General features: G+C 56.1%; 16 protein-coding genes. 5 read left to right on the top strand and 11 right to left on the bottom strand.

The genetic code is table 11. The features are described 5' to 3' along the window. Positions 1-5: 5 nt before the first annotated feature. The 7 genes from NQH49_RS07610 to flgB all read right to left on the bottom strand — a co-directional run bounded on the left by NQH49_RS07610 (position 6) and on the right by flgB (position 5,178). A complete protein-coding gene (locus NQH49_RS07610) occupies positions 6-716 on the bottom strand; it encodes a flagellar basal body L-ring protein FlgH (protein WP_256696189.1) in 711 nt (236 codons plus the stop codon). Positions 717-779: 63 nt separating this feature from the next. Continuing rightward, on the bottom strand, positions 780-1,562 hold the full coding sequence (gene flgG / locus NQH49_RS07605; protein ID WP_007885801.1) for a flagellar basal-body rod protein FlgG: 783 nt from the start codon (positions 1,560-1,562) through the stop codon (positions 780-782). Between the two features lie 17 nt (positions 1,563-1,579). Further along, positions 1,580-2,338 (bottom strand): flagellar basal-body rod protein FlgF, encoded by a 759-nt coding sequence (locus NQH49_RS07600; RefSeq protein ID WP_008103084.1) that lies wholly within the window; start codon positions 2,336-2,338, stop codon positions 1,580-1,582. A gap of 20 nt (positions 2,339-2,358) precedes the next feature. Next, positions 2,359-3,648 carry a flagellar hook protein FlgE gene (flgE, locus tag NQH49_RS07595; protein ID WP_256696188.1) on the bottom strand — a complete coding sequence of 430 codons (1,290 nt, stop codon included), beginning with the start codon at positions 3,646-3,648 and terminating at the stop codon, positions 2,359-2,361. A gap of 25 nt (positions 3,649-3,673) precedes the next feature. Beyond that, on the bottom strand, positions 3,674-4,345 hold the full coding sequence (gene flgD, locus NQH49_RS07590) for a flagellar hook assembly protein FlgD (RefSeq protein ID WP_256696187.1): 672 nt from the start codon (positions 4,343-4,345) through the stop codon (positions 3,674-3,676). A 12-nt stretch (positions 4,346-4,357) separates the two neighbouring features. After that, entirely contained in the window at positions 4,358-4,762 is a 405-nt protein-coding gene (gene flgC / locus NQH49_RS07585; protein ID WP_064740862.1) for a flagellar basal body rod protein FlgC, read from the bottom strand. Between the two features lie 2 nt (positions 4,763-4,764). Continuing rightward, a complete protein-coding gene (gene flgB / locus NQH49_RS07580) occupies positions 4,765-5,178 on the bottom strand; it encodes a flagellar basal body rod protein FlgB (protein ID WP_256696186.1) in 414 nt (137 codons plus the stop codon). 153 nt (positions 5,179-5,331) lie between these two features. Between flgB and flgA the strand changes: the two genes are divergently transcribed. From flgA to flgN, 3 genes are all read left to right on the top strand, one after another. Next, positions 5,332-5,991, top strand: coding sequence for a flagellar basal body P-ring formation chaperone FlgA (flgA, locus tag NQH49_RS07575; RefSeq protein ID WP_256696185.1), 660 nt, complete (start codon positions 5,332-5,334; stop codon positions 5,989-5,991). Between the two features lie 105 nt (positions 5,992-6,096). Next, entirely contained in the window at positions 6,097-6,402 is a 306-nt protein-coding gene (gene flgM, locus NQH49_RS07570; RefSeq protein WP_256696184.1) for a flagellar biosynthesis anti-sigma factor FlgM, read from the top strand. 5 nt (positions 6,403-6,407) lie between these two features. Next, positions 6,408-6,839, top strand: a complete 432-nt coding sequence (gene flgN, locus NQH49_RS07565; RefSeq protein ID WP_256696183.1) for a flagellar export chaperone FlgN — start codon at positions 6,408-6,410, stop codon at positions 6,837-6,839. Positions 6,840-7,136: 297 nt separating this feature from the next. On the opposite strand, the gene murJ is transcribed toward flgN, so the two are convergent. The 4 genes from murJ to rimJ form a co-directional block, all read right to left on the bottom strand. After that, positions 7,137-8,675: a murein biosynthesis integral membrane protein MurJ gene (murJ, locus tag NQH49_RS07560; RefSeq protein ID WP_256696182.1), complete on the bottom strand. Its 1,539-nt coding sequence runs from the start codon at positions 8,673-8,675 to the stop codon at positions 7,137-7,139. A gap of 121 nt (positions 8,676-8,796) precedes the next feature. Next, a complete protein-coding gene (locus NQH49_RS07555) occupies positions 8,797-9,717 on the bottom strand; it encodes a Gfo/Idh/MocA family protein (RefSeq protein WP_256696181.1) in 921 nt (306 codons plus the stop codon). Between the two features lies 1 nt (position 9,718). After that, positions 9,719-10,360: a DUF480 domain-containing protein gene (locus tag NQH49_RS07550; protein ID WP_256696180.1), complete on the bottom strand. Its 642-nt coding sequence runs from the start codon at positions 10,358-10,360 to the stop codon at positions 9,719-9,721. Between the two features lie 16 nt (positions 10,361-10,376). Next, positions 10,377-10,970, bottom strand: coding sequence for a ribosomal protein S5-alanine N-acetyltransferase (rimJ, locus tag NQH49_RS07545; RefSeq protein ID WP_008103106.1), 594 nt, complete (start codon positions 10,968-10,970; stop codon positions 10,377-10,379). A 245-nt stretch (positions 10,971-11,215) separates the two neighbouring features. On the opposite strand from rimJ, the gene mdtH reads away from it, so the two are divergent. After that, positions 11,216-12,418, top strand: coding sequence for a multidrug efflux MFS transporter MdtH (gene mdtH / locus NQH49_RS07540; RefSeq protein WP_256696179.1), 1,203 nt, complete (start codon positions 11,216-11,218; stop codon positions 12,416-12,418). 89 nt (positions 12,419-12,507) lie between these two features. Then, positions 12,508-13,155 carry a glutaredoxin 2 gene (grxB, locus tag NQH49_RS07535; protein ID WP_256696178.1) on the top strand — a complete coding sequence of 216 codons (648 nt, stop codon included), beginning with the start codon at positions 12,508-12,510 and terminating at the stop codon, positions 13,153-13,155. The last annotated feature ends 88 nt before the right edge of the window (positions 13,156-13,243 follow it).

Below are 13,243 nucleotides of genomic sequence, written 5' to 3'. Positions count from 1 at the left end.
ACCTCTTACATCGGCGAGACGTTCAGGAAGAAACGCTGGAACCAGCCCATCGTCTGCGCTTCATTGATATAACCATTTCCGACGTACTCAATACGTGCATCGGCCACCTGCGTTGACAGCACCGCATTGCTGGCACTGATGGTGCGCGGGTTAACCACGCCCGAGAAGCGGATGAATTCGGTGCCCTGGTTAATTTCGATCTGTTTCTCACCCACCACGCGCAGGTTGCCGTTCGACAACACCTGATTGACGGTGACGGTGATGGTGCCCGTAAAGGTGTTATTCGCCGTCGCGCCACCTTTGCCGGCGAAGTCATTTTTGCCATTGGCATCCAGCGTGGCTTTTTCGCCACCGGCCCCCACCAGACCACTGAGGCCGGTTGGTACACCTGTCACACCAAAACTGTTGCTGCCATCGCGGCTGGCGTTAGCGGAAGAACTTTTGCTGGCGCTGACGTTTTCCTGCAAGGTGATCGTCAATGTGTCGCCAATGTTGCGTGGACGGCGATCCTCAAACAGCGGCTGATAGCCGTAGTTCAGCGGTGCGACGCCCTGAAAAATGGAACCGTTCACCACTGGTGGTGCGGATGGCGTCGGCTCTGCCGTTGTCGCCCCTTGCACCAATGGCGTGCGCGGAACCAGCGCACAACCGTTAAGAGTGAGTAGCAGCGTGGCTACCAACCAATGACCAGGCTTGAGAATCACTTGCTTCGCCACGGAGTTCTAACCTTATTCATGTTGCTTAATCAGGCCAGCCAGGCTGGCCCAACGACACCAGCATTACAGCTGGGTTAACTTCGCCAGCATCTGATCGGAGGTGCTGATCGCTTTACTGTTGATCTCGTAGGCGCGCTGCGTCTGAATCATGGTCACCAGCTCTTCCGCCACGTTGACGTTCGAGGTTTCGACATAACCCTGATACAGCAGACCCGCGCCGTTCTGGCCTGGCGTGCTCTGCGTTGCCGCACCGGATGCCTGCGTCTCCTGATAGAGGTTTTCACCCTGGCTATTCAGGCCCGCATCGTTCATGAAGGTGCTCAGCGTCAGCTGACCGACCTGTGCGGGGTTGGTCTGGCCCTGCTGCGTTACGCTCACTACGCCATCGCGCGAGATAGTGATGCTGGTGGCGTTGGCCGGAATGGTGATGCCTGGCTGCACCGGATAACCGGCGTTGGTCACCAGCTGACCGTTCTGGTCAACCTGGAATGAACCATCACGGGTATACGCCGAGGTGCCGTCCGGCATCTGCACTTCGAAATAACCCTGGCCGTTAATCGCCACGTCTTTCGAGTTGCTGGTCTGCGACAGGTTACCCTGCTGATGCAGACGTTCGGTGGTGACAGGACGCACACCGGTACCGATCTGCAAACCAGACGGCAGCGTGGTTTGCTCCGACGACTGGGTGCCCGGCTGACGCAGGGTTTGGTACATCAAATCTTCGAATACCGCGCGCGAACGTTTAAAGCCGTTGGTGCTTACGTTCGCGAGGTTGTTGGAGATGACGTCCATGTTGGTTTGCTGAGCGTCAAGACCGGTTTTGGCGATCCATAAAGAACGAATCATGGTGTTTTCCTTACGCCTTAGCTGCTCATGTTGAGCAAGCTGTTAGCTTTCTGTTCGTTTTCATCGACGTTGGAGATCACTTTCATCTGCATCTCAAAACGTCGGGCGTTGGCGATCATATCGACCATGGTTTCCACCGGCTTCACGTTACTGCCCTCCAGCACGCCAGGCATCACCGTCATGGTGGCATCGTTCGCCAGCGCCGCGCCGCGCGTCGCCTGGGTTTGCTGGTTAGGGCGAAACATGCCGTCATCACCGCGTTGCATCTCTTTACCGGTGGCGCGCACCAGCTTCAGGCGACCAATCTGCACCGTGGCGTTCGGCGCATCACCGGCGTTACGCGAGGTGATGGTACCGTCTGCCGCGATGGTCAATTCAGCACCTTGCGGGATGGCGATCGGACCGCCATCGCCCATCACGGGATTGCCCTGAATGGTCAAAATACCGGTCGAGCTGATCTGCATGTTGCCGTTGCGGGTATAAGCTTCGGTACCGTCAGCGGCACGCACTGCCAACCAGCCGTCCTGCGCGACACCTACATCCAGCGTGCGGCCGGTGTTATCCATCGAGCCCGGTGACATATCGGCGCCCGGCGTGGAAGCGGCAACCAGCGTACGTGTTGGCAGCGACCAGCCGCTGACCGGCACCGCGCGCAACGCGTTGAGCTGAGCACGAAAGCCCGGCGTTGAGGCGTTGGCGAGGTTGCTGGCCGTTACCGACTGCTGCTCCAACGTCTGACTGGCCGCGCCCATGGCGGTATATATTGCGTGATCCATAAGGCAATCCCGTTAGCGAATTAACGTAAGTTAACCAGGGTGTTAAGAATCTGGTCCTGAGTTTTGATGGTCTGGCTGTTGGCCTGATAGTTACGCTGCGCAACGATCATATTCACCAGCTCTTTACTCATATCGACGTTGGACGCTTCCAGCGCACCTGAAGTCAGGTTGCCGTAAGTACCGGTGCCTGCCAGACCGACCGCGGCCTGCCCTGATGAGCTGGTTGCTGACCAGACGTTATCGCCTTCAGACTTCAAACCTTCCGGGTTAGAGAAGCTCGCCAACACGATCTGACCCAACAACTGGGTTTTCTGGTTCGAGTAAGTGCCGGTAATGGTGCCGTCATCATTAATTGTGTAGCTGGTCAAATCACCCGGCTGATAACCGTCCTGTGTTGGGTTACCAAAGGTGGTCGCACCGGTGTTTTGCTGCAGGCTGCCCAACATGCTCAGGCTGATATTCATGCCAGCCGCACCGTTGGTGCCACCCACAACCAGGTTTGCCAGCGAAGCGTTGGTGGTAGCGGTATCAGGAATTGCAGTGCCAGGGTTGGCCGTATCATTAATCATTTTTGATACGCCGGTCAGCTTACCGTTAGCATCAAATTGCATCTGGTAGCCCAGACTGTCACCGCCCGCAGTGTTACCGACTTCATTACCGGTGGTGGAGTCAACCATATGCACGGTCCAGGTGTTATCTGCCGTTTTGATGTAATACATATCTAACTGGTGATCGTTACCCTGAGTGTCATACACCGTCATGGTGGTTTTTGCGTTGTAGCTATCTACATTGGACTTATCAAAGGTGGTGACACTCGGCGTGGTGCTGGTGGAGTTCAGGTTCGCAACCTGAGTCGCGGTGGTCGTTGCGCGAGCGCCCATCTGCGTGGTTGGAATGCTCAGCGCCACCGGATTCGCACCGGTCTGAATGGTGGGTGGTGTGCCACTGGCCGGATAACCAGAGACGTTCAGTCCTTGGGTGTTCACCAGGTTACGGTTTGCATCCAGCGTGAACTGGCCGTTACGGGAATAGAACACACCGCCGCTAGCGTCGGTCATACGGAAGAAGCCGTTGCCGCTCAGCGCGACGTCCAATCCACGACTGGTTGATGTAGTACTGCCATCACCAAAGTTCTGGATAACGGCGGCAACTTTAGTCCCCAGACCGACGTTAGAACCGGCAAACATATCGGCAAAGGCAATTGTGCTGGATTTAAAACCGGCTGTGGCGGAGTTGGCGATGTTGTTACCAATCACATCCAGGTTGCTGGAAGCAGCATTCAGGCCGCTCACCGCTTGTGAAAAAGACATGTAATCTCTCCTGCAAAAAGGTTAATCAGAGAATCTGACGAATTTCATCGAGGGTCGCGGAGCCCATGGTGCCGAGATCCAGTTTTGTAGTGCCATCAGTGGTGCTGACGCCATTGACATAGGCATAATTCAGCGGCTGCGCCACCAGTTGCGTGCTGCCATTGCTGGCGGCCAGTGAGACAGAATATTTGCCATCCGCGGCAGTAGAACCGTCATCCAGTTTGCCGTCCCACGAGAAGGTGTGAACGCCAGAGCTCAGTTTGCCGAGATCGATGGTGCGGACCGTGGCGCCATTACTGTCTTTAATGGTGACACTTGTGGCAGTCGACGCGGTCGCCAGCTCAACACCAAATGGCGTCGTGGTTCCGCTGCCCACCAGTACCTGCGATCCCTTGACCATGACACCGTGACCAATCAGCGTTGAACTCTGCAGCGACTGGCTGGTCGTGATCTGGCCGGAGATGGATCCCAGTGTGGTATTCAGCTTTTCGATACCGCTAAGGGTGTTTATCTGTGCCAACTGGGTGGTGAGCTGGCTGTTATCCATAGGATTGGTGGGATCCTGGTTTTTCAGCTGCGCCACTAGCATGTTAAGGAACTGATTCTGCAGGTCGGCGGAAGAGTTACCGCTCGAGGCGCTGCTGGAGGTCAGTACCGTTGGGTCCAGACTGTCTTTAATGCCTACTGCTACGCTCATATTCGTTCTCCGTTACTGACCGATGGTGAGAGTTTTCATCATCATTGACTTCACCGTGTTCAGCACTTCAACGTTGGCCTGGTAGCTGCGCGACGCGGACATGGTGTTAACGGTTTCGGACACAACATCAACGTTCGGCATCTTGACGTAGCCCTTCTGATCCGCCAGCGGATTACCCGGGTCGTACACCAGTTTTGCCGGAGTAGGATCGTTCACCACGCCTGCGACCTTAACGCCGCCGGTGGCTGCACCTTGTGCGGCGTCGGTCTGGAAAATCACCTGCTTTGCCACGTAAGGCTGGCCATCTGGGCCAGTAACGCTGTCGGCGTTGGCCAGGTTACTGGCGCTGACGTTGAGGCGCTGTGATTGCGCTGTCATCGCAGAACCTGCGATATCAAAGATATTCAGCAATGCCATGCTTATTGCCCCTGCAGAACGCTCATCATGCCTTTAATCTGGCTACTGATGAGGGTGAGATCGGTTTGGTATTTCAGGCTGTTATCAGCAAACTGTGTACGTTCGCGATCCATATCCACGGTGTTGCCATCCGCGGCGGGTTGATCGGGAATGCGGTACAGCAGATCCAGTGACGGCTGAGAGTTGGTTTGCGCTTCAATGTGGCGTGAGGACGTCACATTCAGCGCCAGACTGCTGCCTTGGGCGCGACCGTTTTGCATCACCTTGCTCAGTTGGCTGGCAAAGTCGATATCCCGCGCCTGGTAGCCCGGGGTATCGGCGTTGGCAATGTTTGACGCCAGAATTTCCTGACGCTGAGCTCGCAGGTTTAACGCTTCAGTACCAAATCGCAGCGCGGCATCGAGTTTGTCGAGCATGCTTCCTCCGCGAATGAGAATTTCGAGCTGACAGCTTAAGGGGACAAATGCAAGGGTGATCGTCTGAATAGCAGCAAAAATGACGGCTATTTTTGACATTGGTTTTTTTGCGCGAGGCGTAGACTCACTGCCATCTTCTCGTCAGGAGGCGTTATGCGCAGATATTCCACCTTGCTAGTCACATTGTTGCTGGCACTGGCGCTCCCCAGTTCTGCCGCGGACCTTACCGCGCAGTTGACCCAATTTTTTAAGGCACGCGACCCACAACATGCCGCAGGCATGACGGTGGTGGTGCGTACACCGCAGGCGCAGTGGCCAAACTGCGAAACCCCTGAACTGCAGCTGCCGGGTAATAGCCGTCAGTGGGGCAACATCAGCATCGCCGCTAACTGCGATCAAAACCGTCGTTTCCTGCAGGTGCAGGTACAGGTCACCGGACAATATCTGGTGGCGAGTCGCCAGGTGGCACGCGGCAGCAATCTCAGCCCATCTGATGTGCGTCTTGAAACCGGGCGGCTGGATGAACTGCCGGCGCGCGCCTTGATGGATAGCAGCGGCGTCATCGATGCCGTCGCGCTGCGCGATATCCCGCCAGGACAGCCGGTGACTGCCACCATGGTGCGCCAGCCGTGGCGCGTGAAAGCCGGTCAAAATGTGATGGTAGTCGCCAGTGGAAACGGGTTTAATGCCAGCAGCGAAGGACGTGCGCTGAACAACGCCAGCGCGGCACAAATGGTGCGCGTGAGGATGGGAAATGGTCAGGTTGTCAGTGGTCGCGTCGACGCGGATGGGAATATTCTGATATCGCTATAAAGCGTTAAAGAACCCTGTTTTTCTGCCGATAGAGATATCAACAAAGACATTACCCTATGCTGACTCAGTTGGCTGACCCCCAACTGACCTTACAGGAGCCTTACCATGAGCATCGACAGAACGCAGCCTACGAATCCGGTTAGCACTGTTCAAACACGCGATACCAACGATAACAGCAGCAAAGTGCGTCAGAGCGCCACGCCAGCAGCCAGCACCACCAGCGAAAGCGGTGCAGAAGTGAAGTTGAGTAGCGCGCAGGCGCAACTGATGCAGCCTGGCAGCAAAGACATTAACACAGCGCGCGTTGAGCAGCTGAAGACGGCCATTCGTAATGGCGAATTGAAAATGGATACCGGTAAGATCGCCGACGCGCTGATCGCCGATACCAAGGCGTATTTAGAGGGTAACTAATCCCAATGGACAATCTGCTGATCACCTTAGACAAAATGCAGGACGTGCTGACATCCCTTGCGGTGGTAATGGATGAAGAACAACAGCAACTTTCTGCCGGCCAGGTTAATGGCAACATGCTGCAGCGTATTTCTGAAGATAAAAGCGCGCTGCTGACCACGTTGAATTATCTGGACGAGATGCGCCGCACCACCGAGAAATCCCTTGGTACGCAGGCGCCCTATGGTGATCACAGCGATCGCGAAAACCGCTGGGCGCGTATTCAACAGCACACGCGCCGCTTGCGCGATGCCAATACGCATAACGGGATTTTGTTGCAGCATCAGATTGGCTTCACCAATGAAGCATTGGCGGTGTTGCGACCGCATCAAACGCAGGCATTTTACGGGCCGGATGGTTTGGGCAAAGGTCAGGCGACGCTGAGCCGTAAAGGGTAAAAAGTGGGTTTGAAGAGGCTGCTATCTTTCGGGACGGCGGCCTTTTTTCTTTGGTTTTAAGCATAGCGCACAAGAGATAAACAGCAGGCGGGAGCTTGTTTTGGGCAGGCATCCGCAGCGCTGAACGAAGAAAGGAAGCCAGGATTTGCCCGCAGGACGCGGGCGAAAGGCTCAGCCGGGACAAGGAAGTCCCGTCTGAGCCGGTCCGTCAGGCTGACGTACGAAGTGAAGGAACCGCGAAGCGGCGCGAGGACCGCCGGACCAAAACAAGCTTCCGTTTGCGTGGGAGCAGGTTTTTTACGCCAGAGTGCGGCGTGCGAAGTCGCGCGGGCGGAAGCCGAGCAGACCGAGCATCACAAAGTATGCGCCGCCGCCGATGGCGCAGACTGCCGCCAGGCGAATCAGGCGCCACCACATCTGCCCCTCTTCCCATGCTGGCATGACCTGCAGAACGCCCAGCAATGCTGCGGCCATCACACATACCGCAATCAGCAAACGGGTCAGGAAACTGAACCAGCCAGGCTGCGGCTGGAAGATATCCTGCTTACGCAGTTGCCAGTACAACAGCGCGGCATTCAGGCAAGCGGCTAAACCGATCGACAGCGACAAACCGGCGTGTTTGAGCGGGCCAATAAATGCCAGGTTCATCAATTGCGTCACCATCAGCGTCACGATGGCAATTTTCACCGGCGTTTTGATGTCCTGACGAGAATAGAAGCCGGGTGCCAGCACTTTCACCACAATCAGCCCCATCAAACCCACTGAATAGGCAATCAGCGCGCGTTGCGTCATCAAGGCATCAAAGGCGGTGAATTTCCCGTACTGGAACAGCGCGACCGTCAGCGGTCCGGACAAGATCCCCAGCGCTACCGCGCTCGGCAACGCCAGCAGGAAGCAGAGACGCAGGCCCCAATCCATCAACCGTGAATACTCTTCCTGATTACCACTGGCAAAACTCTTCGCCAGCGAGGGCAGCAAAATGGTGCCCAGCGCCACGCCCAGTACGCCGGATGGAAACTCCATCAGACGATCGGCGTAGTACATCCATGAAACAGAACCGGAAACTAAAAAGGAGGCGAAGATGGTGTTGATGATCAGTGAAATTTGACTGACCGACACGCCAAGAATCGCCGGTCCCATTTGACGCATTACGCGCCACACGCCCGCATCGCGCAGATTCAGGCGTGGCAGAACCAGCATGCCAATTTTCTTCAGATGCGGCAGCTGATAGCACAGCTGCAACACGCCGCCCACCACCACGGCCCACGCCAGCGCCATCACCGGAGGATTAAAATGCGGCGCAGCGAAGACGGCAAAACCAATCATGCTGATGTTCAGCAGCGTTGGCGCAAACGCCGGCACGGAAAAACGGTTCCAGGTATTGAGGATGGCGCCCGCCAGCGAGGCCAGCGAAATCAGCAGAATATAAGGAAAGGTGACGCGTAGCAGCGCGCTGGTTAAGGCGAATTTATCGGCGGTATCGGCAAAACCTGGCGCCGTCACCACAATCACCCAGGGCGCAGCGATCATCCCCAACACAGTCACCACCGCCAGCACCAGCGTCAATAAACCGGAAACGTAGGCCACAAACACGCGCGTAGCATCTTCGCCCTGCTTACTTTTATATTCCGCCAGGATCGGTACGAACGCCTGAGAAAACGCGCCTTCGGCAAAAATACGGCGCAGCAGGTTGGGCAGTTTGAAGGCAACAAAGAAGGCATCGGTTGCCATCCCCGCACCGAAAACGCGCGCCACAATGGCATCGCGGGCAAAGCCCAGCACGCGGGAAAACAAGGTCATCGAACTGACCGCAGCCAGCGATTTCAACAAATTCATTTTGAGTGGCGCATCCTGAAAAGTGTCGGAGAAATGAGCGACTTAGCGCGGACATCCCTTGATGTCCGGCGATAGTCTACTGACACGGCGGGAAATGACCAGCATTGAGTGTTACAAGGGATTATTCACGTTCGGCATCGCGCCACAACTTTTCCACCAGACGCTGCGCCGCCAGCGCCTGTTCGCCACTGGTTTCAGGCATCGTCTGATTTTCAACACACTGAATGAAATGGTGCGCTGCGCCGCTGAAACCGCGCTGGGTAAGATGGCTTTGCCACGCGGGCGGCACATCACGCACGATGCCGCTGCGGTTTTCCTGCTGCCAGTCGCGCATCTCGTTAATTTCGATGTAATCACCGTTGCAGATGGCGCTGACCACTTCGCGTTGCGTGCCGGCGCGGCGATGCATGCTGGTGGTAATTTGCAGCGAACCGGCGGTGAAATGGTGTTCGGCGTACAGCATCGCGCCATCGTCATTGGTCTCGATATGCCCCAGCTCGCGCGTCAGGCTGCCGCCCGCCAGCCACAGCGCGGTATCCACTACGTGCAGATAATCATCCAGCAGGGTAAAACGCAGATCGTGCGGGCCAACGCTATCCGCGCGATGCTTCTCAATGCGCAGCGAGGCCGCGCGAGGCATGTCATTTTTTAGCTGCTGATAGCGCGGCGCAAAACGGCGATTAAATGCCACCATCAGCTTGCGCTTATGCTTGTCCGCCAGCGTAACCAGTGCTTCAGCCTGTTGCAGCGTTTCGGCTAACGGTTTATCGACGCACACATCTTTGCCCGCCAGCAACAGCGCTTTGACCACTTCGTAATGGCTGGCGGTGCTGCTGTGAACAAACACCGCATCGCTGGCTGCGGCCAGCGCATCCAGCTGACCAAAATAGGGGATGCGATAGCTATCGCAAATCGGTTGTGCCTTGGCCTGATTGGGCGAGAACGCGCCAGCCAATTGCCAGCCGCTGGCCTGCGATAACACCGGCAGCCACGCTTTCTGCGCGATACCGCCTAAACCGACAATGCCAATACGCAGCGTCATATCAGAGATCCTTTTGCAGCAGCTGTTGCAGTTGCGACTGCAACTGAGCAACCGTTTCTTCAAGTTGCGCAACACGCGCGATTAAATCGTCATTGTCGCTCGTGGTTTCTGTGCTGGCCGCGTCTTCCGCCACTTCGCCGCCAAACAGATGCATATAGCGGCTTTCACGTTTACCCGGTTCGCGCGCCAGACGCACCACCATTGGACCATCATCGCGCGTGGTCAAGCCGTTAAGCGTCTGCTCGACTTCATTCATATCACTGAATTCGTGCAGACGACCGCTACGGGTACGCAGCTCGCCAGGCGTCTGAGCGCCGCGCAGGAACAACAGTGTCAACACCGCGACTTCAGCGCTGTTCAGTTGCAAGTTGCCGAACGCGGAATTACAGAAACGCTGTTCATACTTGCTGACGCGCTGGCCGAAGCCGTTATTGGAGGTCACCAGATGCTTTTTCACCAGCTCATCGAGCTGCGTTTGCACCTCCATCTCGCTGAGATTCAGCACCGGTTCGCGGTTGGATTTCTGATTACAGGCTGTGACAACGCCATTAAGGGAGAGCGGATATTGATCTGGCGTGGTGACCTGCTTCTCCAGCAGGCATCCAATTACGCGCAGCGCCTGCGCGGATAAGGCCATTTTCATTGGGGATAATCCTTTTTTATTGTCCACGGCGATCCGGGGTCCACTCCCGGTAGGTCAGCGCAGTCAGGACATGGTCCTGCCAGCGTCCATCAATCAATAAATAATCTTTGGCGTAGCCCTCTTTTTCAAATCCGAGGCGCGCCAGCAGATCGCCACTGCGCTGATTGTGCGGCATGTAGTTTGCCATGATGCGGTGAATGCGTTGCTGACGTTGCATATAGCGAAGGGTGGTGGTGAGCGCTTCAAACATCAATCCCTGACCTTGCCACTTCTCGCCCAGCGAATAGCCGAGATAGCAGGCGTGAAACGAGCCGCGCAGCACGTTGCTGTAGTTGGCTACACCCCGCACTTCGGTCTCTTCCGGGTCCATCAACACAAAATAGTAGGCTGAGCCCTGTTTATGCATGTCAGCGATCAGCCCGAGGCGTGCTTGCCAACCTGAAGGATAACAGTGGCTCTCGTCGCGCACCGGTTCCCACGGCTTAAGAAACGCACGATTTTCAGCGTAATAATCCGCTAATCGCCAGGCATCGCGTTCATGTACTAAACGCACCACTAAGCGATCGGTTGTGAGGCGCACGCGTGGGCCAGCAGAACGATAGCCAAACATCATGACTCCTGAAATCCATAACTTAAGAAAGATGTACGCCAGCGGCGATACTGCTCACTATAACCGTCACCCCGCTTGCGGTAAAACCCTTGAACGCGTTCCTCCGGATTCATCCTGATTGAGGATTAATATTTCTGCGGATTCGATGAAAAAATATCATCCTGAGAAAGCTGTTTTTCGCCTTTGAGCAGGCGGAAAATAGACCAATTGGTCTCTTATCTCCTCTCACTTGCTCAGGAATTAGCATGTCTCGGGTTGCGCGGGCACGACGCCTCGGTAAAACATTTCTTTTAGTGGATAACATGCTGGTTGTGATGGGATTTTTTGTGGTATTTCCTCTCATCTCTATCCATTTTGTCGAACAGCTGGGCTGGGCCGCGTTGATGGTCGGCATTGCGCTTGGCTTGCGGCAATTCGTCCAGCAGGGATTCGGCATCTTCGGCGGTGCGATTGCCGACCGTTTTGGTGCGCGTCCGCTGATCGTCACCGGCATGCTGATGCGTGCGGCGGGTTTTGCCTGCATGGCGCTGGCGCATCAACCCTGGCTGCTGTGGTTCGCCTGCTTGCTATCCGGTCTTGGCGGCACGCTGTTTGACCCGCCACGCAGCGCACTGGTGATGAAACTGGTGCGCGCACGCGATCGCGGCCGCTTCTTCTCCCTGCTGATGATGCAGGACAGCGCCGGTGCGGTGCTGGGGGCGCTGATTGGTAGCTGGCTGCTGGCGTGGGATTTCCGCCTGGTGTGCTGGGTTGGCGCGGCGGTGTTCGTCGCTGCTGCGCTGTTCAACGCCATTTGGTTACCGGCGTGGCGTATCTCAACAGAACGCATTGCGATGCGTGAAGGGATGCAACGCGTCTGGCAGGATAAGCGTTTTCGACTGTATGTGCTGACATTAACCGGTTACTACATTCTCGCCGTGCAGGTGATGTTGATGTTACCGGTGATGGTGAATCAGGTGGCCGGTGCGCCTGCTGCGGTGAAGTGGATGTACGCCATTGAAGCGCTACTGTCATTAAGCCTGCTTTATCCACTGGCACGCTGGAGCGAAAAACGCTTCCGCCTGGAAACGCGTCTAATGGCCGGTTTGTTCCTGATGACGTTCAGTCTGTTGCCGGTTGGCATGACCGACTCGCTGCCGTCGCTGTTTATACTGATCGCCATCTTTTATCTCGGCTCGATCATTGCTGAACCGGCGCGTGAAACGCTCAGCGCTTCGCTCGCCAGCTCCCGCGCACGCGGTAGCTACATGGGCTTCAGCCGTCTCGGCCTCGCGATTGGCGGTTTGATCGGCTACTCCGGTGGTGGCTGGATGTTCGATATGGGCCAGCAATGGGCGCTGCCGGAACTGCCGTGGATGCTGCTGAGCAGCGTCGGGATGATCACCCTTTTGGCGCTGTGGTGGCAGTTCCAGCCGCGTTCGGTGGCGCCAGCAATTTTCAGCAGCTAGTTTGCCCCTGCCACAGATCTCTTCCATACTTCCCGCACGTCCGAAAAAAGGGTGACCTCCGTCACCCTTAGAACCACAGGAGAAACGGGATGAAACTCTACATCTACGATCACTGCCCTTTCTGCGTCAAAGCACGCATGATTTTCGGCTTAAAAAATCTGCCGTTAGAACTCATCGTTATGTTGAATGACGACGAGCAAACGCCGAAAAAACTGATCGGCCAGAAAATGGCGCCGATTCTGCAAAAGGCTGATGGCAGCGCGGTGCCGGAAAGTATGGATATTGTGCGGCTGGTGGATAAATACGATCACGAACCGCTGCTGAATGGCAAAAGCAATCCGGCGATTAGCGACTGGCTGCGCCATGTGAATGGCTACGTCAACAAGTTGCTGTTGCCGCGCATCGCCGATGCCTCCTTTGCCGAATTCGCTACGCCGGAAGCGCGCAGCTACTTTAGCGAGAAGAAGCAGGCCAGCGTCGGGGATTTCGGCGAGTTGCGTAAACACGCGCCGGGCTTGATCAAAAACATCAGCGATGATCTGCGCCAGCTCGACAAACTGATCGTCAAGCCCAATGCGGTCAATGGCGAACTTTCAGAAGATGATATTCATCTGTTCCCGCTGCTGCGCTCCTTAACGCTGGTCAATGGTATTGAGTGGCCAAGCCGCGTTGCCGATTATCGCGATAATATGGCGAAACAAACTCAGGTCAATCTGCTCTCCTCCATCGCTGCATAATCCTCATCCATGAGAAGCGCCACGGCGCTTCTCATCCCTCTCCTGGTGACAGGTGCCGCTGATTAAGGCAGGCTATCGTTGTTTTGCC

The sequence above is a fragment of the Pantoea trifolii genome, assembly GCF_024506435.1.
GTDB lineage: Bacteria > Pseudomonadota > Gammaproteobacteria > Enterobacterales > Enterobacteriaceae > Pantoea > Pantoea trifolii.
This window is presented reverse-complemented; position numbering and strand designations above follow the sequence as displayed.

Coding starts and splice junctions, on each gene's coding strand:
- flgA (WP_256696185.1), top strand. CDS start 5,332: ATGCGCAGATATTCCACCTTGCTAGTCACATTGTTGCTGGCACTGGCG.
- mdtH (WP_256696179.1), top strand. CDS start 11,216: ATGTCTCGGGTTGCGCGGGCACGACGCCTCGGTAAAACATTTCTTTTA.
- NQH49_RS07600 (WP_008103084.1), bottom strand. CDS start 2,338: ATGGATCACGCAATATATACCGCCATGGGCGCGGCCAGTCAGACGTTG.
- NQH49_RS07555 (WP_256696181.1), bottom strand. CDS start 9,717: ATGACGCTGCGTATTGGCATTGTCGGTTTAGGCGGTATCGCGCAGAAA.
- flgG (WP_007885801.1), bottom strand. CDS start 1,562: ATGATTCGTTCTTTATGGATCGCCAAAACCGGTCTTGACGCTCAGCAA.
- flgC (WP_064740862.1), bottom strand. CDS start 4,762: ATGGCATTGCTGAATATCTTTGATATCGCAGGTTCTGCGATGACAGCG.
- rimJ (WP_008103106.1), bottom strand. CDS start 10,970: ATGTTTGGCTATCGTTCTGCTGGCCCACGCGTGCGCCTCACAACCGAT.
- flgE (WP_256696188.1), bottom strand. CDS start 3,648: ATGTCTTTTTCACAAGCGGTGAGCGGCCTGAATGCTGCTTCCAGCAAC.
- flgM (WP_256696184.1), top strand. CDS start 6,097: ATGAGCATCGACAGAACGCAGCCTACGAATCCGGTTAGCACTGTTCAA.
- grxB (WP_256696178.1), top strand. CDS start 12,508: ATGAAACTCTACATCTACGATCACTGCCCTTTCTGCGTCAAAGCACGC.
- murJ (WP_256696182.1), bottom strand. CDS start 8,675: ATGAATTTGTTGAAATCGCTGGCTGCGGTCAGTTCGATGACCTTGTTT.
- flgD (WP_256696187.1), bottom strand. CDS start 4,345: ATGAGCGTAGCAGTAGGCATTAAAGACAGTCTGGACCCAACGGTACTG.
- flgN (WP_256696183.1), top strand. CDS start 6,408: ATGGACAATCTGCTGATCACCTTAGACAAAATGCAGGACGTGCTGACA.
- flgB (WP_256696186.1), bottom strand. CDS start 5,178: ATGCTCGACAAACTCGATGCCGCGCTGCGATTTGGTACTGAAGCGTTA.
- NQH49_RS07550 (WP_256696180.1), bottom strand. CDS start 10,360: ATGAAAATGGCCTTATCCGCGCAGGCGCTGCGCGTAATTGGATGCCTG.